15 protein-coding genes are annotated in these 24,493 nt (G+C 42.9%); 14 read left to right on the top strand and 1 reads right to left on the bottom strand.

The window, feature by feature from the left end; genetic code table 11:
* Positions 1-391 precede the first annotated feature (391 nt).
* From CLV59_RS07640 to CLV59_RS07690, 11 genes are all read left to right on the top strand, one after another.
* The gene (locus CLV59_RS07640; RefSeq protein WP_111591419.1) at positions 392-3,793 is read left to right on the top strand and encodes a methylmalonyl-CoA mutase family protein; all 3,402 of its coding nucleotides are present in this window, start codon (positions 392-394) and stop codon (positions 3,791-3,793) included.
* A gap of 127 nt (positions 3,794-3,920) precedes the next feature.
* The gene (locus CLV59_RS07645) at positions 3,921-4,259 is read left to right on the top strand and encodes a hypothetical protein (protein ID WP_146616144.1); all 339 of its coding nucleotides are present in this window, start codon (positions 3,921-3,923) and stop codon (positions 4,257-4,259) included.
* A gap of 49 nt (positions 4,260-4,308) precedes the next feature.
* Positions 4,309-5,739, top strand: coding sequence for a glycoside hydrolase family 125 protein (locus CLV59_RS07650; protein ID WP_111591421.1), 1,431 nt, complete (start codon positions 4,309-4,311; stop codon positions 5,737-5,739).
* A gap of 93 nt (positions 5,740-5,832) precedes the next feature.
* Positions 5,833-7,614 (top strand): MutS-related protein, encoded by a 1,782-nt coding sequence (locus CLV59_RS07655; protein ID WP_111591422.1) that lies wholly within the window; start codon positions 5,833-5,835, stop codon positions 7,612-7,614.
* Positions 7,615-7,679: 65 nt separating this feature from the next.
* Positions 7,680-8,762, top strand: coding sequence for a PA0069 family radical SAM protein (locus CLV59_RS07660; RefSeq protein WP_111591423.1), 1,083 nt, complete (start codon positions 7,680-7,682; stop codon positions 8,760-8,762).
* Between the two features lie 553 nt (positions 8,763-9,315).
* Positions 9,316-9,882: a DinB family protein gene (locus CLV59_RS07665; RefSeq protein ID WP_111591424.1), complete on the top strand. Its 567-nt coding sequence runs from the start codon at positions 9,316-9,318 to the stop codon at positions 9,880-9,882.
* A 140-nt stretch (positions 9,883-10,022) separates the two neighbouring features.
* Positions 10,023-11,909: a transglutaminase-like domain-containing protein gene (locus CLV59_RS07670; RefSeq protein ID WP_111591425.1), complete on the top strand. Its 1,887-nt coding sequence runs from the start codon at positions 10,023-10,025 to the stop codon at positions 11,907-11,909.
* Positions 11,910-11,925: 16 nt separating this feature from the next.
* On the top strand, positions 11,926-14,160 hold the full coding sequence (locus CLV59_RS07675) for a DUF3857 domain-containing protein (RefSeq protein ID WP_111591426.1): 2,235 nt from the start codon (positions 11,926-11,928) through the stop codon (positions 14,158-14,160).
* A 707-nt stretch (positions 14,161-14,867) separates the two neighbouring features.
* Positions 14,868-15,947, top strand: a complete 1,080-nt coding sequence (locus tag CLV59_RS07680) for an AAA family ATPase (protein ID WP_111591427.1) — start codon at positions 14,868-14,870, stop codon at positions 15,945-15,947.
* An 18-nt stretch (positions 15,948-15,965) separates the two neighbouring features.
* Positions 15,966-17,384: an RtcB family protein gene (locus CLV59_RS07685; RefSeq protein ID WP_111591428.1), complete on the top strand. Its 1,419-nt coding sequence runs from the start codon at positions 15,966-15,968 to the stop codon at positions 17,382-17,384.
* Positions 17,385-17,595: 211 nt separating this feature from the next.
* Positions 17,596-18,804, top strand: a complete 1,209-nt coding sequence (locus CLV59_RS07690; protein ID WP_111591429.1) for a sterol desaturase family protein — start codon at positions 17,596-17,598, stop codon at positions 18,802-18,804.
* A gap of 10 nt (positions 18,805-18,814) precedes the next feature.
* Here CLV59_RS07690 and CLV59_RS07695 read toward each other — a convergent pair whose 3' ends face one another.
* Complete coding sequence (locus CLV59_RS07695) at positions 18,815-19,312, bottom strand: RNA polymerase sigma factor (protein ID WP_111591430.1); 498 nt, start codon at positions 19,310-19,312, stop codon at positions 18,815-18,817.
* 516 nt (positions 19,313-19,828) lie between these two features.
* On the opposite strand from CLV59_RS07695, the gene CLV59_RS07700 reads away from it, so the two are divergent.
* From CLV59_RS07700 to CLV59_RS07710, 3 genes are read left to right on the top strand one after another with little or no spacing between them, the layout of a single operon-like run.
* Complete coding sequence (locus CLV59_RS07700; protein WP_111591431.1) at positions 19,829-22,327, top strand: SLBB domain-containing protein; 2,499 nt, start codon at positions 19,829-19,831, stop codon at positions 22,325-22,327.
* A 58-nt stretch (positions 22,328-22,385) separates the two neighbouring features.
* Complete coding sequence (locus tag CLV59_RS07705) at positions 22,386-23,459, top strand: GumC domain-containing protein (RefSeq protein ID WP_111591432.1); 1,074 nt, start codon at positions 22,386-22,388, stop codon at positions 23,457-23,459.
* Positions 23,460-23,492: 33 nt separating this feature from the next.
* On the top strand, positions 23,493-24,491 hold the full coding sequence (locus tag CLV59_RS07710) for an NAD-dependent 4,6-dehydratase LegB (RefSeq protein ID WP_317048644.1): 999 nt from the start codon (positions 23,493-23,495) through the stop codon (positions 24,489-24,491).
* Positions 24,492-24,493 lie beyond the last annotated feature (2 nt).

The following is a 24,493-nucleotide window of genomic DNA, read 5'->3' on the forward strand; positions in this document are numbered from 1 at the left end:
TCGAAGTAAATGACCAGTATGTAGAAGACCTTGTATCTGACTTGTTATCAGGAAAAATCTGTCTTACTAAGCTTTCAATACATTAAATATCAAATTAAATTTTTTCTATAGTTGATTTTATAATTCCACGTTATGAAACAATAAGGCCGCTTTGCATTTTTGCTGGTGCTTTTTAAATTTAATTTCCCTTGTACAGCCCGTGCAAGGGATTTTTTTTGCCGAAAAAAATTTAATGAAACCCGGCTTTTCTTCACCGATTTTCTATACATCCCGGAAATAGGTGGAAAATCGGCAAAGTTTGTCTGGCTCCGCATCCCTACGCGTTTTACGAGCAAAAGAAAGCGTAAATTGCAAATCGCACCTGCCGGTGCGGGTAAAATCAGAATTTTATATGTCGTATACACCAAAAAACAAGGTTCGCATAGTAACAGCGGCCGCCTTATTCGATGGTCATGATGCTGCGATCAACATTATGCGCCGTATAATGCAGGCAAAGGGAGCAGAAGTGATTCACCTGGGGCATAACCGCTCAGCGGCGGAAATAGTAGATTGTGCCATCCAGGAAGATGCGCAGGGAATTGCCGTTACGTCCTACCAGGGCGGGCATGTGGAGTTCTTCAAATACATGTACGACCTCCTGAAAGAAAAAGGGTGTGGTCATATAAAAATTTTCGGCGGTGGTGGCGGAACTATTCTGCCTACTGAATTGGAAGAGCTGCATGCATATGGCATTGCGCGACTCTATTCTCCGGACGACGGTCGTCAGATGGGCCTGGAAGGTATGATCGAAGATCTGATCAACAGATGCGATGTGGCCGTACAGCCTTTGCCTGCCGGCACAGGAGGAGAAGACACCGTACAGCTGAAGAAAGATAAGAATCCTAAAATAATCGCCAGAGCCATTTCCCTGGCGGAAAATGATATGCCAGTGGCTATGCTGAGCGGTGCGAAAGCCCGCAAAGCTGTAACAGTGGCTGCAGATGGCGCACAGATTACCAATACTCCCGATACAGAGAACATTCCGGTACTGGGGATTACCGGTACTGGCGGTGCAGGTAAAAGTAGCGTGACAGATGAACTGGTACGCAGATTCCTGAATCGTTTTACAGATAAAACTATTGCGGTAATTTCTGTAGACCCATCCAAGAAAAAAACCGGAGGCGCATTGCTGGGCGACCGTATTCGCATGAATGCCATTCATCACCCAAGAGCATACATGCGCTCTCTCGCTACCCGCGAATCAGATAAAGCCATTTCTGAACATATCCAGGAAGCAATAGATATCTGCAAAACAGCGGCATTCGACTTTATCATCCTGGAAACTTCCGGTATTGGTCAAAGCGATACTGCTATTACCGATTATTGCGATGTTTCCCTCTACGTGATGACGCCAGAGTATGGCGCCGCTTCACAGTTGGAGAAGATTAACATGCTGGATTACGCCGATGTCATTGCGATCAACAAATTTGATAAAGCAGGCGCCCTGGATGCACTCCATGATGTGCGTAAGCAATATAAACGTAACCACAGCCTCTGGACAGCCAAAGATGATGAACTGCCAGTAGTCGGTTCTATCGCATCCCAGTTCAATGATGCAGGTATCAATCTGCTCTTCGAACGAGTGATGGAAAAAGTGATTGAGAAAGCAGGCGTGTCTTTCGGTACCCTGGAGCATGAAAGCATAAAAGCCACCACTACTAAATCCCAGATCATACCTCCTGCCCGCGTCAGATATCTGGCGGAAATTTCAGAAGCCATCGGCGATTACAGTAAATGGGTGGATGAACAGTGCAAACTGGCTACACAACTGTATCAACTGGAAGGTGTGATGAAACTCCAACTGGATGCGGAGAAAGCAGGCGCTTTACAGGATATCAAATCCTCGCTGGAAGCGCAGTTGCATCCGGAATGTAAAACCTTGATTACAGAATGGCCGGCCATCGTTAAGAAATATAATGCCGACTTCTACGAATTCCAGGTAAGAGATAGAATTATCAAATTGCCTTTATATACGGAAAGTCTTAGCCACAGCAGGATTCCTAAGGTGAGTCTGCCGAAGTACAGTGATTGGGGCGATATCCTCCGCTGGCAGCTGACAGAAAACCTTCCTGGTGAATTCCCTTATGCTGCTGGCGTATTCCCGCTGAAGCGTGAAGGAGAAGATCCTACCCGTATGTTTGCCGGAGAAGGCGGTCCTGAAAGGACCAATAAACGTTTCCACTATGTATCCCTGGATCAGCCGGCAAAACGTTTATCTACTGCCTTCGACAGTGTTACGTTGTATGGAGAAGATCCTGCTATTCGTCCGGATATCTACGGTAAAATCGGTAACTCCGGTGTGAGTATCGCTACCGTTGACGATGCGAAGAAGCTCTATAGCGGCTTTGATCTTTGTGATCCGAAAACCTCGGTATCCATGACGATCAACGGTCCGGCGCCTATACTGCTGGCCTTCTTCATGAATGCTGCTATAGATCAGCAATGTGAGAAATACATCCTCGAAAATGGCCTGACCGAAAAAGTACAGGCGATCATCAAAGATAAATTCAAGGATCATCCACTGCCTCATTACAATGGAGATCTGCCAGCCGGTAACGACGGACTGGGACTGGCTTTGCTGGGGATTTCCGGTGAAGAGGTATTAGAGAAAGAAGTATATGAGAAGATAAAAGCCCATGCCCTGAGTACCGTTCGTGGTACTGTGCAGGCGGATATTCTGAAAGAAGACCAGGCACAGAATACCTGTATCTTCTCTACGGAATTCGCATTGAAACTGATGGGGGATGTACAGGAATACTTCATTCATCAGAAGGTACGTAACTTCTACTCTGTGAGTATCTCCGGATATCACATTGCGGAAGCGGGCGCTAACCCGATCACACAGTTGGCTTTCACACTGGCTAATGGTTTCACGTATGTGGAATATTATCTGAGTCGTGGTATGAACATCGATGATTTTGCGCCTAACCTTTCCTTCTTCTTCAGTAATGGTATGGACCCGGAATATGCGGTGATTGGCCGTGTGGCCCGTCGTATCTGGTCTAAAGCCATCAAGTACAAGTACAAAGGAAATGATCGTTCACAGAAATTGAAATACCATATCCAGACCAGCGGACGTAGTTTGCATGCGCAGGAGATAGATTTCAATGATATCCGTACTACGCTGCAGGCGCTGTATGCTATATACGACAACTGTAACTCGCTGCACACCAATGCATATGATGAGGCTATTACCACGCCTACAGAAGAGAGCGTACGTCGGGCAATGGCTATCCAGTTGATTATCAACCGTGAGCTGGGAACAGCGAAGAATGAGAATCCGATTCAGGGCTCCTTCTTTATCGAAGAGCTGACCGACCTGGTAGAGGAAGCGGTATTGGCAGAATTCGAACGTATTACCGAACGTGGAGGCGTATTGGGAGCAATGGAACGTATGTATCAACGTAATAAAATCCAGGAAGAAAGCCTGTATTATGAATCACTGAAACATACTGGCGAATATCCGATTGTAGGGGTGAATACTTTCCTGAATAAGAATGGTTCACCAACCGTTATTCCTGCGGAAGTTATTCGTAGCACCACAGAAGAAAAAGAATTCCAGATCAATACCCTGGAAGCCTTCCAGCACAGGCATCAGATCAAGCGTGAATCGGCGTTGAAACAGCTGAAACAGGTAGCAGTGAATAACGGCAACCTCTTCGCTGAATTGATGGAAACCGTGAAACACTGTTCTCTCGGAGAGATCACACATGCCCTGTATGAAGTAGGCGGCCAGTATAGAAGAAATATGTAATTTTTTGCTCGCAAAGCAGCATAGGCAGCAAAGCAGCAAAGGATTGTAGCGAATATTTAAGCAGCAAAGGAGATTAATTGTATAGTTTTCGGGAGACACGTATCTCACTAGACAATTTACACTCTCTTTGCTGCTTTTTATTTACACCTGTTTTACCAAACAACAAAAATATTTCTTTGCTGTTCTGCTGCCTATGCTGCTTTGCGAGCAAAAAAATCCGCATCGGGCAAATTATATTCACATCTTTATTTACTGCTGCTTTGCTGCCTATGCTGCTCTGCGAGCAAAAAATCCGCATCGGGCAAATTATATTCACATCTTTATTTACTGCTGCTTTGCTGCCTATGCTGCTCTGCGAGCAAAAAATCCGCATCGGGCAAATTATATTCACATCTTTATTTACTGCTGCTTTGCTGCCTATGCTGCTCTGCGAGCAAAAAAATCCGCATCAGGCAAATCGATTTAGCAAATCCGGAAAACTTTTTTATTTTACAGCTTCATAAACTCAAACAGTTATGGTTGCAAGGAGAGATTTTCTTAAAAACGGCGCCCTGCTGGCAGGAGCTGTTAGTCTGGGCTTACCGAAAACGGTATTTGGATGGGATGGATATAGTTCTCAGCGTCCGCCACTTGCTCAGCGCAAGTTTACCAGTGAAGCGGTAGAGAAAACAATATTAACGGTAAAGAAACAGATTGCAGATAGCAAACTGGCGTGGATGTTTGAAAACTGTTTCCCTAACACACTGGATACAACTGTAAACTACAAAGTGGTAGACGGTAAGCCAGATACATTCGTTATTACAGGAGATATCAACGCCATGTGGCTGCGTGACTCATCTGCACAGGTGTGGCCGTATCTCGCCCTGGTGAAAGATGATACCAAACTGCAACAACTGATTGCAGGTGTGATCAATCGTCAGGCGAAATGTATCCTGATAGATCCTTATGCTAACGCCTTCAACGATGGCCCTACCGGCAGCGAATGGGAGAAAGATCTGACCGATATGAAACCAGAACTGCATGAGCGTAAATGGGAGATTGATTCTCTCTGTTATCCGGTGCGACTGGCATACCATTACTGGAAGAATACCAACGATTCCAAGGTATTTGACGAACAATATAAAAAAGCTGCTCATCTGATTGTTAAGACTTTCAAGGAGCAACAACGTAAAGAAGGCAAAGGTCCTTATAAATTTCAACGTGTTACTGCATGGCAGTCGGACACCGTTCCTAATGCAGGATGGGGTGCGCCTATGCTGCCGGTAGGACTGATTGTTAGTATTTTCCGTCCTTCTGATGATGCGACCGTATTTCCATTCCTGATTCCTTCCAATATGTTTGCCGTAGTATCGCTGCGTCAGTTGGCAGAGATCAGTGAAAATGTGTATAAAGATGCCGCTTTTGCGAAAGAGTGTCGCACGCTTGCAGATGAAGTAGATCGCGCAATTAAGGCCTACGCTATTGTGGAGCATCCTAAGTTGGGTAATATGTACGGTTTTGAAGTAGACGGTTATGGTAATCGTTTATTCATTGACGATACCAATGTACCTAGTCTGTTGTCTATACCATACCTGGGTTATACTACTGCTGAAGATCCGTTGTATCAGGCTTCCCGCCATTTTGTGTGGAGCACTTTCCATCCATGGTATTATCAGGGTAAATTCGGAGATGGCGTTGGTAGTCCGCATACTGGTGAGAATTACATCTGGCCGATGAGCATCATCATGAAAGCATTGACCAGTCATGATAAAGAAGAAATTGCCGCTTGTATCAAAACACTGCGAAATACAGATGGTAATACCGGGTTTATTCATGAATCGTATCAGAAAGATGATCCGACTAAATTTACCCGTAAATGGTTTGCCTGGGCGAATACTTTGTTCGGCGAACTGATTCTGAAAGTAAGCAATGAATATCCTGAGTTACTGAAACGTCAGTACGCATAGGATCTTTCCCTGTAAGATAATAAGGAGCAAAGGAGCGAAGATTTGGATATCTTTGGTTCTTTGCTCCTTTTTTGTACATACAACCCTCGAATTATGACACCTGAAGAGATATATCAGCAACGGATAACTACATTAAAGGCCGATAGAGACCGTGAGCAGAGCCGGACTTCCTTATACGCCTGGCTGAGACTATTGACGTTTATAGTGACTGTATGGGGAATACTGCAATTCCTGCGCCTTCACTATGACCTGTTATGGCTGGCAGTAGCTGCTGTTGGTTTAGTGGGTTTTCTGGCATTGTTGAAGCGGCATATTAAAAGTCAGGATCGGTTGGAGTTGCTGAAAGCGCTGCTGGACCTGAATGAAAAGGAGTATACATTGATAACTACCAATAAGGCGCTCTTTGAGGACGGCAACAGGTATGTAGATGAGCGTCATGATTTTACCAGTGACCTGGATGTATTTGGTGCTTCTTCCATTTATCAACATATCAACAGAACGGGAACAATATCCGGCAGCAATCTGCTGGCGGATAGGTTGAAGTCGCCGCATCAGGATATTGCGCTAATAAAAGATACTCAGGAAGCACTGAAAGTATTATCTCCGGAGCTGGAGTTTCGTCAGATGTTGACTGCAACGGCCACGTTGGCAAAGGAAGAAGGGCAGGACAAAAAAGAATTGAATCTCTGGTTGCAGATGCCATTGGAGTTTTTGGGTAATAAGTTTTATGAAGTTGCCAGATGGGTATTGCCGGTGTTGATTATTGCTGCCATTTTCGTGTATGCATTTACGGGATCATATGTTTGGGCATTGATTGTGTTGACTATCAACTGGCTGGTGCTGATGAGCGCACAGAAGAAAGTATTGGCGCAACATGGCCTGATGGCGCACAAATCGCTCATCCTGGGGAAATTCGATACCATATTGCAGGTCGTTCGCGACGCTAAATTCGGCCATGCGCGATTACTGCAGGAGCAGCAGCAAACCGCCCTTTCAGCGGGGACTGCATTGCATAAATTGGCGCGTATCAGCGGTGCATTGGATCAGCGACTGAACCTGATTGTAGCGGTAGTGCTGAATTCATTGCTGATGTATGATCTGCATTGTATGGTGAAGTTGGAGAAATGGAAAGTTAGTCACCGGGATGATTTGCCTAAGTGGCTGGATGTAGTAGCGCAGATGGAGGTGTGGAATAGTCTGGCTACGTTTGCGTATAACCATTCCAGTTATAGTTATCCTGTTCCGCAGGAGGGCCGGCTGATATTGGAGGCTACCGCATTGGGGCATCCGTTGATTCCGGAGTCGGAGTGTGTGAAGAATGATGGAAGTATTGGTCGTAAGGGTGATTTCCTGATTATTACCGGATCGAATATGTCTGGTAAGAGTACGTTTTTGCGTAGTGTGGGAAGTAATCTGTTACTGGCGATGTGTGGGGCGCCGGTATGTGCGGATGCATTTGTGTTTACGCCAATGTATATCATGACATCTATGCGTATTAAGGATTCCATTGCCAGTCATACTTCTTATTTCCAGGCGGAATTGTTGCGGTTACAGCATATTATTCAAGGATTGAAGAAAGGGAAGAAAGTATTTGTGTTGTTGGATGAGATTTTGAAGGGTACGAATTCTGAGGATAAGTTGTCTGGTTCCCGCAGTTTGATAGAGCATTTTACGCAGTATACTTGTTTGGGAATGGTGGCTACGCATGATTTGGAGTTAGGGCATTTAGAGGATACTTATCCTGAACGGATTCGCAATTATTGCTTTGAGAGTACTATCCAGGACGATCACTTATATTTTGACTATCGGATTAGGGAAGGGGTGGCGAGAAATAAGAATGCTACTTTCCTGATGAAGCAGATGCAGATTATTTAGCAAGAATACTAAAAAATATATGAAGTAACTAAATATTTTAGTAGTTTTACTAAAATATTTAGTGTATGATTTTGCCATTCCAGGAAGGGATGCCTGAAAACCAATACTATAAGGGGAGGGGAGCCCAGATCAATCCGAGGAATCGTTTCCTGACGGATGAGTATGTGAAGGAACATACAGAAGGTATTGATGAATGGTGGCAGGCAGATGTACCTACACAGGTTTTTGAGGAGCATGCGAAATCCCTGGTGAATAAAGTGGATAGTCCGGATGTGGGGATGTGGTATTCTATGAATCCATATCAGGGCTGTGAGCATGGTTGTATTTATTGTTATGCCCGTAACTCGCATCAGTATTGGGGGTTGAGTGCAGGGTTGGATTTTGAGCGAAAGATCATTGTCAAGCATAATGCGCCGGAGCTGTTACGCAAGTTCCTGGATAATAAGAATTGGGTTCCTAAGCCGATTTCTCTTTCAGGAAATACGGACTGTTATCAGCCGGTGGAAAGGAAAATGTGGTTGACGCGTCAACTGCTGGAGATTTGCCTGGAGTACAAGCAGCCTGTGGGGATTATCACTAAGAACTCTCTGGTATTACGTGACCGTTATATTTTGCAAAAGCTGGCCGCAGAAAACCTCGTATGCGTGTATGTATCCATAACCACCATGCAGGAAGATTTACGTCAGAAAATGGAGCCACGCACTACTACTGCAGCACAAAGGCTTAAAATCGTAAAAGAATTAACTGATGTAGGCATTCCTGTAGGAGTGATGACAGCCCCCATCATTCCCGGTCTGAACGATCAGGAAATACCCCGCCTGATTGAAGCCAGCGCTGAAAATGGAGCCAAATTTGCAGGATACACCGTCGTTCGGCTGAATGATGCCGTAAAGCTCATCTTTCATGACTGGCTACATAAAAACTTTCCTGATCGAGCCGATAAGGTATGGCATATGATTGAAGGCTTACACGGCGGTAATGTGAATGACAGCGAATTTGGAAGAAGAATGAGAGGAGATGGGAATATCGCAGATCTTATCCGACAACAATTTCGTATATATACTAAGAAGCATGGTCTGAACCAGGAGCGCTTCGAATTCAATACCGACGCTTTTCGCAGGCCCACTTCACAGTTGAGTTTATTTTGATCGCGTATTCCCAAGGTAGTAGTTGAATTAATTGTTAACTCTACAAAAAAAGTAGGATAGTTTTTTAAATTGATAAAAAATAAAAACTACCTTTGCATCAATTAAACATAACTGTGCAACTTTTTTCAACATACAAGATTATCGCGATGGCCTGCAAGCAAAAGCAGGTCCAGACGAAGATGCGGGCATGTTGCACCGATTGTTAACGATAGTAAAGTTATCAAACGATATAAACAAAGGTCCCGCTTACAAAGCGGGACCTTTTTGTTTTGATGCTGATAGTAATGATGACATTGAGCCAAATTCAATCGATAACTAAACTTAATACTTATACCACACGAAAATGTGCCTGGTATAAACGGGATGGCTTTGCCTTAAAAAAGCCATACGGACCTCGTATGTAATGTTGTAAGACCCCTTACAATATTTGGCCTGGCCCGTAATTACGGCCAGGCCTTTTTATTTCCTGGTCAAACGATAGAAACACCATTTTAAATAGTTATGTGCTGACCCAGAAAAGCCAGGAGGTACATAACCCCAAAAACGTAGCACCATGAGGAATGTCATTCAAGTTGTAAGAGAGGCTTTACTCACCAATTTCAGGGAGTTAGACCAGTGGTTTGAAAAAGACACAGCATTGCTGAACTTCAAACCAGAACGCGATCAATGGAGTATCAGAGAAGTGTTGGAACACATCACTCTAACCAACTATTTTCTGTTACTCATCATTAACAAATCCACCCGCCGGGCATTAGACCGTAAGAGAACCGGACACACCGTGGCGGTACCCGCCGATTACGAAGAGAAATTCGCTCAAATCGATGTAATCGGGAGCAAATCATTCGGATGGGTAAGACCAGAACACATGGAACCTAATGGGCTCCAAAATCTGTCCGAAATCAAAGCATTGCTCAAACAGCAATATGCGCAGTGCATGTACAACGTATCCCTGCTCAAAAATGGAGAAGGTATGCTGGTATTCACCAACATGTCCGTCAACCAATTGGGCAAACTGGATATCTATCAGTATATATACTTCCTTACCAAACACATCGAACGCCATATCCGGCAAATGCAAAGACTGGAAAAACAGTTCGAAGACAGTGCGGTATTAATATAATTTACAGGTCGACCAATCAGGTCATCTATTATTGTTAATTCCCTGGTATGCTGATTATGAAGCCGGTAGGGTCATCCCTGCCGGCTTTTTTGTTAAAATTATTTTTAATATCTATATTTAATGGTAATCAGTAGCCTAATATGACCCAAAATCTGAAATACCTATATCTGTGCGTCAGCCTGTTGCTATGCACCATCACTTCTAATGCCTACGATGATCCGGATAAAAATGTTATCATCAGTTCCCTGGAAGATCGGTACGAATTCGTTTACAGTAACGATAAAGAGAATCCTGTAAATATCAAGCAAGAACAGAAAACAACCTATCTGTGTAATCAGTTCCGTACAACTGTTCCATTCGCGGAGTTTTATGACGACAAAAGCAAGATAGATGAAGTACGTGTCTACATAAATAATGACAGACGAAAAGATATCCAACCTAAATATGCCAACTACGCAGTGGATGATATCTTTTATTCCGATGCTAAAATATGCGGCCTGCAGCTCGACTTGATAAAAAAAGGATCAGAAAGCAGAGTGGAACTGGAAAAAACAATCCTGGACCCCAGGTACTTTACCTCCATTTATTTTCCAGAAAACTTCCCGGTTACCAATAAAACAGTCACCATCATCATTCCCCGCTGGATGAAAGCCCAGATAAAGGAAATGAATTTTAATGGCGCCAACATCACCAAAACAGCGGCATACGACAGTAAACGGGATGCAGATATATATACCTATACCGCCATCGGTCTCACAGCCACACAAAGAGAAAGGCAGTCTCCCGGACCTTCCTATAAATATCCCCATCTGCTGGTGCTGTCCCAATCGGCCACCACCAAGACTGGAGAGCAAATCACCTACTTCAATAAAACAGACGACCTCTATGCCTGGTATCGTTCCCTGGTGAATAAAATAGGCGACAATGATGCCATCATCAAAGAAAAAGCACAGGAGATTACGAAAGGACTGACCGCTGATACTGCGAAGATTATGGCAGTATATAATTGGGTACAGGATAATATACGCTATATCGCTTTTGAAGATGGTATTGCCGGATTCAAACCAGAAGCCGCCCAGTCGGTTTTGCAGCATAAGTATGGCGACTGTAAAGGCATGGCTAATCTCACCCGTGGCTTACTCAAATCCTTAGGGTTTGACGCGCGTCTTTGCTGGATAGGAACAGATCATATTGCATATGATTATTCCATTCCCAGTATGGCTGTGGATAACCACATGATATGTGCCCTGAACTATAAAGGAAAACGCTATTTCCTGGATGCGACTGAAACTTATATCGGTATGAATCAGTATGCGCAACGTATTCAGGGACGTCAGGTTATGATTGAAGACGGCGATTCGTATATTCTTGACCGTGTGCCTGCACGCAGCTATTCACAGAACACAGAGACAGAGTCGCGCTCCCTGCGTATTGAAGGAACTTCACTCGTCGGAAAGGCCCGGCATCAGTGGGATGGAGAGAGTAAAGAATTTATGCTGACACAGGTAAATGGTATTCGCAAAGAAAAAGTAAGCGAAGCATTGTTGCGCTATCTCAATGAATCGAACACAAAATATAATATCACAAACCTGGTAAGTTCCAATATGGAAAATTGGAATCGTCCGATGGATATCAATTATGACCTTCGTTTTCAGGATGCAGTAGCTGGTTTTGGGGATGATTTGTTTATAGAGATGGACTTCCGTAAAGAATTCGGCGATTATGCCATAGATACGGCCAAACGTACATCAGATCTGTTGTTTACCTACAAGCATCATGTGAAACATGAGACCACGCTGGATATTCCTGCCGGCTACAAAGCAGAATTGCCGGAAGGCCTCACGATAGACCGAGATGGTTATGCGTTTCATCTAGCGTATAAACAATCGGGAGCGAAAGTTGTCTACCTGAAAGAAATAATTATCAAAAACAACCGGTTGGAAAAATCCGCTTTCAATCAGTGGAATACTGATGTAAAAGCGTTGGACAAAGCCTATCGTGAACAAGTTACCCTTAACAAGAAATAGTTTATTCCTAACAATCATGAGAGTACTGTATTTAACGCTATTTTTTCTGTTGTCATCTGTACTGTTATTCGCACAGAAAAAGAAAGACCTCGAAAGATATAATGAACGGGCGGTCTCTGCCCGTACGGATGTTTGGGCCTGGGATATCAAAGCCTTTAAGCAACCTGATCTTACTAATATCGATACCACACAATCTGCTGTGATACTGGCAAAACATATTGATGTGAAAGTATCCAGTTCTAAAAAACTGAAGGCCAGCGTATTCGGATTTTATGTGCAGCGGGATATTTTCTATGCCACCACTGTGCGGGAAATGGTGAAGATAAATGATAAGGTAGCATTGGATGAATATTCGCAGTTTAGCTTCAAGAAATTCCGCCAGCTAAATGGCTTCAGAGCGAAGGCCACCACCATCATTGGCGTCCGTATTATTAAAGCAGATGGTACACGGAAAGAAGTGAAAGTAGATGAGGAAATGGTGACGGAGCAAGAAGAAAATAAACAACAGAAAAGTAAGCTGGCTATTCCCGATCTGCAAGTGGGCGATATCATTGATTATTTTGTATTGGTAGAAGAAATGAAGGATGCCAGTGGAAGTATTGATCAGCAAATTTTTGTTTTGGGAGACGAAAAACCCATTAAACAGCTGTCTGTACACTGCGAAATAAGTGATAAGTATGCTATCAGATATACTACTGCCAATGGCGCTCCAGACTTCAAAATCTCTAAAGATGAAGATGGTAATGTATTTGATTTGCTGGTAAGGAATATTCCTGCATTGCCTACACAATTGTGGATGTCGCCATATCGACAGGTGGCTAATATTCGTATGAACGTTAACTACGGTCGTTATGTATATGGCGATATTGAAGTTCCTGCCGGAAGTTACCGCAAGAATCCATTGGATGGGGAAATCGTATCTGGCGCCAGATTGGGAGCATTGGGTAATTATCGTTATGCGGGTACTCCGGGGCCCGTGTCTTATGTGGATGGCGTTCGTGATATGATTAAGATTTATCAGCGCGACAGAGGAAGTAAATTACCGAAAGATAGTATTCCTTACTATGTTTATTATGCGATGCGGTATATGGCGTTTTTCAGAGTGTTCCCTGATAGCAAGATTAATGTTGGTCTCTCCAGAAATCAAAATGATTCTGATAACCGATTATTTATTAGCCTTGTTGCGAGAACCTTACGGGAACTGGATATACGAAGCGATGTAGTATTGGTGACTAACAAGTACGGTCCGGCAGATGGTGAATTATTAGAACCTACTGATTTTGAATATGTCTTAAAAACAAGAACAGAAAACCCTGTTTATATTACATCTGCCAGCGTATTTACGCATTGTAATATTTTTTCCGCGGCACATGAAGGGCAAAACGCTATTGTGACGAATGAAGTAGGCGGTCCTCAAAAGAGGGATGATCCTCCTTTTGCAACCCGTGTAAAAATCCCATTCAGCGAGGCTTCGAAGAATAGTCATCTGGAGAAACTAGACATCACGTTGGATAATAATATGGAACAACTAGTGGTAGATCGCACCACTACCTTACGTGGTGCACTCAGAGAAGACGGACAGAAAGACCTGTTGTTGTTTGAAGATTATTATGAAGAAGAGAGACAAGCGTTAGGCATCCGCGAATCTTTTATGGAGAAATTCGCGGACAGTCGCAGAAACAAAGCGTTGGCAGAGGAATATACTAATGCTTTTGCACAAGCGAGAAAAGATCAGAAAGAAGCCTTCAACAGTGAGGTGAAGTCTCAGTTTGATGCGGCGCCTAAAGAGCTCAAGTCTTATAAGATCAGGAATATGGGTATGCGTCATACGAATCCTGATTTCGTGTATGACACTAAATTTACGCTGGATGGATTTCTGAAGAAAGCAGGTAGCAACTATATTTTTGACGTAGGCAGATTGATAGGAGGGCAATTAACGCTCAAGCAGAATCAACGGGAACGTAAGGTAGATATGTATGAGCCATTTGCGCGTAGCTTCGAACATGAGATTATCATCAATATTCCGGCGGGATATAAAGTGGAAGGAGCGGAGAAGCTTGTGCGTAATGTGGATAATACTTGTGGTTCTTTTATAGTGAGCAGTACTGTGGAAGGAAACAAATTGCATGTTTCTGTGAAGAAGATTTATAAACATGCTTTTGAGAAAGCAGAGAGTTGGAGTAGTATGTTAGAAATGGTAGATGCAGCAGTAGATTTTCTGGGGCAGAAGGTGTTGCTGAAGAAGGCGTAAGTCGGACAAGCGATCAAGATAAATTGATGATGCATAAAAAATATTTTAAAAAAAGTTTGTCAAAAATTTGCAATATCAAAACACTTATAATTATCTTTGCATCGTCAAAATTATTAATTCAATAAACCTTTAAAAAATGAAACGCAATATAACACAAATGAGCTTCGCGGATCACGGCATAGTGCTGATTGAGAGCGGGTTCCGGGCGTTTTATGTTTACAGGTAGATCAAAATATTTCTATCGATAAAGATAAGCCCGGTTCCTTGAACCGGGCTTTTTTTATTGCATTTTCGATGATGATTGTATCTGTAATCGAACAAAAACGCTGGAGCCATGAACGATTGGTAGTTGCGGAAACCCGCTACTGCAAATGGTTTGGAGATAGCTTTGCCCCCAAGCAAGCTAAGCGGACAAGGTATGCGATAACGTAGTGTATACGTTAACGTTAGTGTGCCCGGTCCGTGTTCTACAGGCCGGGTTTTTTTATGAATATGACTTATTGAGGAGGTACATAATACAGCAATGGCGGGGTAATCCTGCCCTGCCAGGCTTTTTATGCCCTTTTGAAAAATATTTTTTTCGTCTCTGTTTGCATTAACCCATCACCCCGACAGGTCGCATATTTAGTATCGACCACTAACGATAGGTATGACTGCCGGAGCAAGAGCTCCGGTTAGTCTTTATCTAACTTAAATGTATAAACGAAATGAACAACATATATAGAAACCCAGACATTGGTAATTTATATCTTACTTCCGATGGATTCCTGGATAAGATGAATGTATATCTGCATCATTTTAACAGGCTGCCAAGTATGCATTCTGTGTTCAATCTGGAAAAGGAGAAAGTCATAAAATGGATAGAAACCAATCTGGCAGAGGATATTATTCATGTTTACAGAGATATGGATTATGACAGAAATGTGAAATCATACAGTCATGATAAAGTATTTTTTCTGTTAAAGGGACAGCGTATGCTGTATTTAGAATATCAGTATATGCAGATACTGCATCCGGATGGAGATGCTGCCTTTGTTGAAAAGATAACAGCCGCCATATCGCCGTTGAAGCAGAAGGCGAAGCGTAAGCCGCATGAGATAAACCTGATATCATCCCAGGATGGAGGAATGGTGCTGAAAAATATGGAGATCAAGCGGACCAAACTGGATTTGTCTTTATACTATGAAGATGACTTCACTGCTGTGGATCAGTTGATACAGCAGCGTTTGAAGAAGGATAAGGATAAGGGAATTGTGCTGTTGCATGGGTTGCCAGGAACTGGTAAAACTACTTATCTCCGTTATCTGATTGGAAGATTGAAGAAGAAAGTGTTGTTTGTCTCACCAGATATGGCGGAATATATTACCAGTCCTTCATTTATGAACCTGTTGGTGGAGAACCCCAACAGTGTGGTGATTATAGAAGACGCAGAGAATATTATACTTGACAGGAAAATCACAGGGAGCTCATCTGTATCTAATTTATTGAATTTATCGGATGGCTTGTTATCTGATTGTTTGAATGTGCAGTTGATCTGTTCTTTCAACAGTGATTTGAAGTCGGTAGACACTGCCTTACTGCGTAAAGGCAGGCTGATAGCCCGTTATGAGTTCGGTAAATTGTCTGTGGAAAAGGCACAGCGTTTGTCGGATCATCTGGGGTACAAACAAATGATTACTCGTCCGATGAGTGTGGCGGAGATTACTAATCCACACGAATTGACGCCGGAAACCAAGCCAAGAATGATTGGGTTTCGCAGGCAGGAGATGGAGGAAATGGTTAATTAATAAACCCTGAAAAAAGAAATGGGAAAATTTAAAATCAGTGGAAAGTGGTTACTGGGCATTGGTTATCCGCAAGGACCTGCTATTAGTGTAGCCATGACCGTTATTAATATGCATTATAAGTATTCCAGTGAAGCGGAAGTAAAAGTATTACTACAGCAGGTACTGGAATCGCCGGATCAATTTCTGGATCATGAGTATCTGGATAAGGTGGCGGTGAAGTTGCATAAAGAAGAAGCGCCGGAGCGTAAGGAGGCCGAGTTATTGGCAGACGCGGTTCCCTATCATACTTATGGGGCCTCATTTATTGATGAGGGGACGAAAAAGCAAATGGACAGCGCTATGCGTTTGCCCGTTGCCGTAGCCGGTGCTTTAATGGCAGATGCACATCAGGGGTATGGATTACCTATTGGAGGTGTATTGGCTACGGAGAACAGTATTATTCCTTATGGAGTAGGTGTGGATATTGGATGTAGGATGTGTCTGAGTATTCTTGATTTGCCAGCGAATGTATTGGATGGGCAGGTAGAGAAGTTTAAGAAGGAGCTGGGAAAGAATACCGTCTTTGGCGTAGGAGGAGAGCTGGATATAGAGAAGGATGACCCGGTATTGGAGCGAAAGGAGTTTATGGAGATTCCATTCCTTCGTCGCTTAAAGGATAAGGCAGTGGCTCAGTTAGGGACATCTGGTTCGGGGAATCACTTTGTGGAGTGGGGGTTGATAGATATTGTTGCTGCGGATAATGAATGGAATTTGGCGCCGGGGCGATATGTAGCGTTGTTGTCGCATTCTGGATCTCGTGGTATTGGCGGACAGATTGCGAGTGAGTATACGCGACTGGCCCGGGAATTATGCCCTTTGCCATCGCCTGTGCAGCATTTGGCGTATCTGGATTTGAATAGTGAAGCTGGTCAGGAATATTGGCTGGCGATGAATTTGGCTGGCGATTATGCGTCTGCTTGTCATCATTTGATTCATAAGCGGTTGATCAGAGCTGTAGGTGGGAATTTATTGGCGCGGGTAGAGAATCATCACAATTTTGCCTGGAAAGAAATGTATGAAGGGCGGGAGGTGATTGTGCATAGGAAGGGAGCTACGCCGGCTGGTAAGGGAGTGTTAGGGATTATTCCCGGATCGATGACGGCGCCTGGATTTATTGTTCGGGGGCGTGGAGAGGAGCAGTCGCTTTCTTCTGCGAGTCATGGCGCCGGGCGGCAGATGTCGCGTTCCGCAGCTATGAAAAGCATTACTGGCCATGACATGCGTAACGTATTGAAAGAGCATGGCGTAACGCTGATTGGAGGCGGATTGGATGAAGCTCCTATGGCGTATAAAGATATCAATACAGTGATGGCTGCACAGCAGGAGTTGGTGGATATTCTGGGTCGTTTTACTCCGAAGATCGTGCGTATGGCTGATCCTGGGCAGTCTGAAGATTAAACCTTGTGAGGGTTGGTTATAAAGTGCATTTGCCGTAAGGCGGTGCACTTTTTTTGCATCTAATTAGTCTACTTGATTGGTAGGATAATTAAAATATATTGTTTAATATTGTTTCGATTTACCACCACCAGTTTATCATCAGCAATGTATTTGCGTATGGTTCCGGCTATACGTAGTAGTTGTGTTATGTCTAATTCTAAAAAGCATAATAGTGCATTTAAATTATCTGGCATTTGCGGTCCCGTTATTTCTGGCATTTATGGGATTGGAGTATTTGGTGGCGAGTAAGCAGGGAAAGACCTACTTCCGGTTTAATGATACCGTGTTGAATATCAGTGTGGGAATTGCGGAGCGGCTGGCTGATACGTTTACGGTGGGCTTGTTTTATTTCGTGTATACGTATTTGTATGAGAGATATGCGTTGCTGGAGATACGGCCGGGGGTGTTGATGTGGGTGGCTTTATTATTATGTACAGATTTTGTGTGGTATTGGTATCATCGGTTGGCGCATGAAGTCACGTTGTTTTGGTGTGCGCATGTGGTGCATCATCAGAGTGAGGAGTTTAATTATACGGTATCGGCGAGGATTACAGTCTTCCAGGCATTTTTGCGGACGGGGTTCTGGTCAATATTGCCGGTGATAGGGTTTCCGCCGGGGATGATTACGAGTATGTTGTTGGTGCATGGGTTGTATCCTTTTTTTATTCATACTCGTACGATTGGGAAGTTAGGAGTACTGGAATATATTTTGGTGACGCCTTCTCATCATCGGGTGCATCATGCCAGTAACCCGCAGTATCTGGATAGGAATTACGGGGATGTGTTTATTATTTGGGACAAGTTGTTTGGAACGTTTACAGCGGAGGGGGAGGAGCCGGTATACGGGTTGACTAAACCATTGAATAGTAATAGTTTTCTATGGCAGCATTTTCATTTTTTTCTGGAGATGCTGTATTCTCTGAAGCATGCAAGGACGTGGCGGGATCGGTGGAGGGTTGTTTTTGGGAAGCCTGACAATGTGGACCCGGCTGCCAGGGAGGTACTGGAGGGGCGGTATCTGGCGGAAAGGGATGTGGTAACGGAGACGCCTAAGTTAAATAGTTATGTAGTTTGGCAGGTTGGGACAACGCTCCTGGTGTTATTTACGTTTTTGTTATTGGAGCATTATGTACCGGTGTTTGTACAGATAGGTATTACCATATTGATAGTGCTTACATTAATCAACTGTGGCGCTATACTGGAGCAGAAGCAGTGGGTGTTCTACCTGGAGTATGCGCGGTATGTGATATTGGTTTCCGGAATACTTTACTGTTGGCCGCAGCCGGTGATATTGATAGGGGCTGCGGTAGTAATGGCCGGGGCATTTTATTATCATACTGCATTGCGGCAGCGTTATTTGAGGTTTGTTTACAGGGGCTAGCGACGGATACTTAGCGTTGTACCTGTGTTTTAAGGATTTTGCGTGCGAAGTGGATGCGGCTTTTAATGGTACCTAATGGTTCCTGGAGGATGGCGGCGATTTCATAATATTTATAGCCTTCCAGGTATAACAGGAACGGTTGTTTGAAGATTGCCGGTAGTTTGTACATGGCCAGGTGTACATCTTTGGTACGCATGGTGGTTTCTGCATTATTGCCGACAACGCCTCGCTGATAGTTGATAAAGAAGTCGCTGATAACTGGTTCTGTGATCATGCGGTTTTTGGTCTTTTTCCGGTAGTTGTTGATAAAGATGTTGCGCATGATGGTAAACAGCCAGGCTTTAATGTTGGTCCCTTCCAGGTATTTTTCCTGGTTGGTAAGGGCCCTGAAGATCGTTTCCTGGTATAGATCTTTAGCCTGTTCGTTGTCTTTCGTCAGGGTATAAGCGAAGGGTTTCAGGAAGTCGGCGTTTCCGACCAGTAAGGTGTTAAATTCAACAGATGACATAATTGTTTAATTTTTGAGTTATAAACAAAATAGCATTCGGAACAAAGGGTTTCCAGTCACATTCTCTTGACAATCAATAAATAATAAAACAACAGGATCTTTCATCACAACATCCTCGGCCTCAGGCAGGGAAGGATACAGTTCATTTGGTTACATGGTTATAATGCCTGACTGACTCCGGAAGCAGGACGTTCTAATATATTAACGGATAAGAAGGCAAAACGGTTTGTTAACTACTACGAATATATATTCTTATATATATGATGGCTGTATTACATTATATTCTCCTTAAAAATGGCGTTTCGGAATGTTGTTCTGTTTTCTGGCATTATTATGCGTATTAAGGGAACAATCTCCCAAAATATGTGTTATAACGGGCGTCAAACTGTTTTTAGGTTCATTAACATTTGTGTGTTATTTTGTATAGATTTGCAGCTTATTTGGCTGAAAAACGGCCAAATAAGTTCGATATTGAAGCCTGAAATGAATTCGAGAAAGTATATATCCTATTAATTCATGTTAAGAAAGTTATTGCTAATCCAGCTGTTCCTGTTTGTTGTTTATAGTGTAAGTGCCCAGGTTCCATCCTTTTCCAAGGAGCAAATGAAGCAGATAAAAGTTGAAAATCTGAGTGATGATCAGGTAAGGCAACTTGTGGCGGAAATGAAAAAGAATGGAGTCGCTTTTGACGATATTGATACTTATGCACAGCAGAAGGGAATTCCGGATATTGAAGTTTCCAAATTAAAAGACAGGATCCGACAGATGGGGCTTGATAAGGAATTACAGCCTAAGTCTAAAAATAAGGATCAGAGTGACCTCTATGAAGACCGTAAGGTTGATACAGATGAACAGGATAAGGATACTTCCAAATCTACCAGCGACGAAAACAAAAAGTTATCGAAAGAGGAGCGGGAGAAAGAGAAGAGGAGGAAACGTATTTTTGGTTCAGAGCTTTTCAGTAATAAGAACCTGACTTTTGAGCCGAATCTTCGCATGGCGACACCACCCAATTATCGTCTGGCTGCCAATGATGAATTACTGATAGATGTTTATGGTTACTCTGAGGTACAGCACCGATTGAAAGTTACTCCTGAAGGATATGTTAGAATCCCGAATTTAGGTCCTGTTTATGTAAATGGCCTAACAATGGAAGAGGCGAAAACCCGGATCACTAAACAGTTAGCTACTATATACTCTGGTATTAAATCTGGTAATACCTATGTGCAGGTGTCTCTTGGTAATATTCGCAGTATTCGCGTGTTATTGATTGGGGAAGTAGAGAAACCCGGATCATATACTATTCCATCACTGGCAACAGTTGCCAATGCATTGTATGTATCGGGTGGACCTAATGAGAATGGTAGCTTTCGTAATATCCAGGTTATCAGAAATGGAGTTTCCGTGGTGACGTTTGACTTATATGATTTTCTGGCTAATGGGGATCTGTCAAATAACATTGTATTGCAGGATCAGGATATCGTAAAAGTAAACCCATATAAAACCCGGGTAGAGCTAACCGGCGAGGTAAAACGTCCGGCAATATTTGAGGCGAAGGAAAATGAATCGTTGAAGCAAATCATCGATTTTGCTGGCGGATATACTGACAGAGCATTCACTGATGTTATCCGTGGATACAGAATTAATAATAAAGAAAGAGAAGTTGTAAATATAACATCTACAGACATCGGTAGTTTCAGATTAAAATCTGGTGATCAGTTTTTTGTGGACTCCATTTTGAACAGGTTTAGCAACAGAGTGACCATAACAGGAGCCGTTTTCCATCCTGGCAATTATGCACTGGAACCAGGAATGACTATTTCTGACCTGATTAAAAGAGCAGACGGCGTACAAGAAGAGGCATCTTTGAGTCGTGGTCTTATCCGTCGCCTTCAAGCAGATTTTACCCCTGCATATATCAATTTCAATGTGCAGGATGCCATTGCAGGAAGATCCACTGCAACATTACAAAAAGAAGATAGCGTAGTGATTTATTCGAAACTGCAGCTGCGTGAGGATTATGAAGTTCGTATTGATGGAGAGGTGAATAAGCCGGGCTATTTTACCTATGGAGATGGAATGCATCTGGAGGACCTTATATTACTGGCAGGAGGATTAAGAGATGCGGCATCTACCCAACGAATCGAAGTTTCACGCAGAATCAGGAACGGCAAATATAGTCCGGAAGATACGGTTAAGTCTATCGTTAAGTATTTTGATATTAATGCAGATTTGAGTGCTAATTCTGAGGCACAAGGATTTGAACTGATGCCATTCGATGAAGTATCTGTTCGTAAATCTCCAGCATATACTTCTCAGTCCAATGTATCTATTGGAGGAGAAGTGGTGTATCCAGGGGAGTATACCATTAATACTCGTTCGGAGAGAATTTCAGATTTGATTAAACGTACTGGAGGGCTACGTCCGGAAGCTTATGCAGCAGGAGCGGTGATGCTGAGAAAAACATTTATCAATGAAGGAGATAGTCTGATTCTTGCTAACAAGTTGGAAGTATTCATCAATAAGCTACAGGATAGTGCAGATATCGCTCGTGTGAAGCAGTCTGTGAATCGTCATGAGCAATTATTGGGAATCAACCTGGATCAGATTCTGAAAAATCCAGGATCCAAATATGATCTGTTGCTGGAAGAAGGCGATGTGATCAGGGTGCCTAAAAAGTTACAGACCGTGCAATTATTTGGAGAAGTATATTTCCCTAAAAAAGTACGGTATGACGGTGGATATACATTCAGGGATTATGTTCATGGGGCTGGAGGCTTCACTGCTCAGGCACTGAGAAGAAGGAGTTATATAGTATATGCAAATGGAGAAGTGAAGAACACGAAAAAGGTCATGTTCTTTAATAGTTATCCGAAAGTCAAACCAGGTGCGGAAATTTATATACCTACCAGGAAAGAAAGGAAGGGACTGACTGGACAGGAAGGTATTGCCATAGCGAGTGGACTTGCTTCGATAGCACTTGTAGTGGTTACTATTATGAACACAGTTAAATAAGCGATTCTTAAATTTCCTCATATACTTGAATAATCCTATAACTAATAGTAAAATAAGCATGGATAAGAATACGCACATGGAGGAGGAAATTTCCTTAAAGGAGATATTTCTGAAAATAAAGGAGTGGTGGAAATATCTGTGCAGTAAATGGTGGCTTATCCTGCTCTTCGGAATAATAGGTGGCGCTTTAGGTTTTACAAAGGCCTATTTGTCGAAAAAACAATATGAAGCTGAACTGACTTTCGTGTTAGAGGATAGTAAGGGTTCGATGGGATCTTTAATGGGCTTAGCCAGCAGTTTTGGATTTGATCTTGGAGGTTCTTCTGATAAGGGATTATTTGCCGGTGAGAATATTGTACAGTTTCTTAAAACCAGATTAGTAGTACAAAAGGCATTGTTGAAGTCTGTTAAGGAAGATGGTCGTACTTTATCGCTGGCAGAGCTTTACATGGATACGAATCGAATGAAAACAGAAGGGCTACTGAAAAAGGCCGGAAACCCAAAAGGGGATGTGATTTTTTCTCCTGATAGTAACCCACAGCAATTCACCAGATTTCAGGATAGCCTGCTTGGTGTGATATATCAGCGGCTATTGACACAAAATATACAAGTTACAAAACCTGATAAAAAACTAGCCTTCGTCTCTGTTAAATGTACCTCTGTAAGTGAAACATTTTCAAAGTATTTTTCAGAGCAATTGGTAGATGTTGCTACTGATTTTTATCTCCGAACCAAAACACAGAGAAACAGAGAGAATGTAGATCGTTTACAACATCAGGCTGATTCACTGGAAGCGGCGTTAAATAGAAAAACTTACGCTGCAGCTACTATTCAGGATTTGAATATGAATCCGGCAAGGCGAGCTGCAGGTGTAGGCGCTGAAGTGGTAACCAGAGATAAAGTAGTGCTTCAGACGATGTATGCGGAAGTGGTGAAAAACCTGGAACTGTGCAGGGTGACGATGGCTCAGGAAGCCCCACTGATTCAGATAGTGGATACGCCCACCTTGCCCTTGCAAACGAAAAAAACAGGTAAGGCAATCTCTATTATCGTCGGTGGAATAATTGGCGGTATACTGATAACGGTCTATCTGATTATCAGGAGAATTATTAAGCTGATTATGGCTTCTTAAAGAATCAATAATTAAAACTAAATAGACATAAACGTGGATCTTAGGAATTTGAAAGTAATGGTTACTGGAGCAGATGGCTTTATTGGAAGCCACCTCGTAGAACGATTGTTGGCCGAAGGCTGCTCTGTAAAGGCTTTCGTGTATTATAATTCCTTCAATAGCTGGGGATGGCTCGACACTTTGGAAAAAGAGAAGTTAGATAGACTGGAAATTTTCAGTGGAGACATCCGTGATCCCAATGGAGTAAGAACCGCAATGACGGGAGTGGATGTTGTTTTCCACCTGGCAGCACTTATTGCCATTCCTTTCAGTTATCATTCTCCTGATAGTTATATAGACACAAACGTCAAAGGGACATTGAATATCATTCAGGCTGCAAAAGACCTGAATACCAAGAGGGTTCTCGTTACTTCCACTTCGGAAGTATACGGAACTGCGCAATATGTTCCCATTGATGAAGCACATCCCCGTCAACCACAATCTCCCTATTCTGCCTCCAAAATCGGAGCAGATTGTATAGCGGAGTCTTTTTACAGAAGTTTTAATCTACCGTTAACCATTGTAAGACCTTTTAACACCTTTGGGCCAAGACAATCGGCAAGAGCAGTTATCCCTACTATCATTAGTCAGTTGTTGAACGGAATAACAGAAATCAGTTTGGGGGATCTTACGCCAACCAGAGACCTGTTATATGTAAAAGATACGGTGGAGGGCTTCCTTGAAATCGCTAAATCAGATGCATTGATTGGGCACGACTGTAACATCGCGACCGAGTCGGAGATAAGTATTGGAGATTTAGCCCAGAAAATAATCAACATCATTAATCCTGCTGCAGTGATAAAGCAGGATATGGAAAGAATAAGGCCAGAAAAGAGTGAAGTATTCCGGTTATTTGGTGCGAAAGGTAAAATCACAAAATATACTGGCTGGAAACAGCAATATAGCCTGGATAATGGTTTAGCAGAAACCATAGAATGGTTCAAGAAGTCTGAAAACCTCAGAGAATACAAAGCGCATATCTATAATATCTGATT

Source organism: Chitinophaga dinghuensis (genome assembly GCF_003259435.1).
Classification (GTDB): domain Bacteria; phylum Bacteroidota; class Bacteroidia; order Chitinophagales; family Chitinophagaceae; genus Chitinophaga; species Chitinophaga dinghuensis.

Coding starts and splice junctions, on each gene's coding strand:
- CLV59_RS07640 (WP_111591419.1), top strand. CDS start 392: ATGTCGTATACACCAAAAAACAAGGTTCGCATAGTAACAGCGGCCGCC.
- CLV59_RS07650 (WP_111591421.1), top strand. CDS start 4,309: ATGGTTGCAAGGAGAGATTTTCTTAAAAACGGCGCCCTGCTGGCAGGA.
- CLV59_RS07655 (WP_111591422.1), top strand. CDS start 5,833: ATGACACCTGAAGAGATATATCAGCAACGGATAACTACATTAAAGGCC.
- CLV59_RS07660 (WP_111591423.1), top strand. CDS start 7,680: ATGATTTTGCCATTCCAGGAAGGGATGCCTGAAAACCAATACTATAAG.
- CLV59_RS07665 (WP_111591424.1), top strand. CDS start 9,316: ATGAGGAATGTCATTCAAGTTGTAAGAGAGGCTTTACTCACCAATTTC.
- CLV59_RS07670 (WP_111591425.1), top strand. CDS start 10,023: ATGACCCAAAATCTGAAATACCTATATCTGTGCGTCAGCCTGTTGCTA.
- CLV59_RS07675 (WP_111591426.1), top strand. CDS start 11,926: ATGAGAGTACTGTATTTAACGCTATTTTTTCTGTTGTCATCTGTACTG.
- CLV59_RS07680 (WP_111591427.1), top strand. CDS start 14,868: ATGAACAACATATATAGAAACCCAGACATTGGTAATTTATATCTTACT.
- CLV59_RS07685 (WP_111591428.1), top strand. CDS start 15,966: ATGGGAAAATTTAAAATCAGTGGAAAGTGGTTACTGGGCATTGGTTAT.
- CLV59_RS07695 (WP_111591430.1), bottom strand. CDS start 19,312: ATGTCATCTGTTGAATTTAACACCTTACTGGTCGGAAACGCCGACTTC.
- CLV59_RS07700 (WP_111591431.1), top strand. CDS start 19,829: ATGTTAAGAAAGTTATTGCTAATCCAGCTGTTCCTGTTTGTTGTTTAT.
- CLV59_RS07705 (WP_111591432.1), top strand. CDS start 22,386: ATGGATAAGAATACGCACATGGAGGAGGAAATTTCCTTAAAGGAGATA.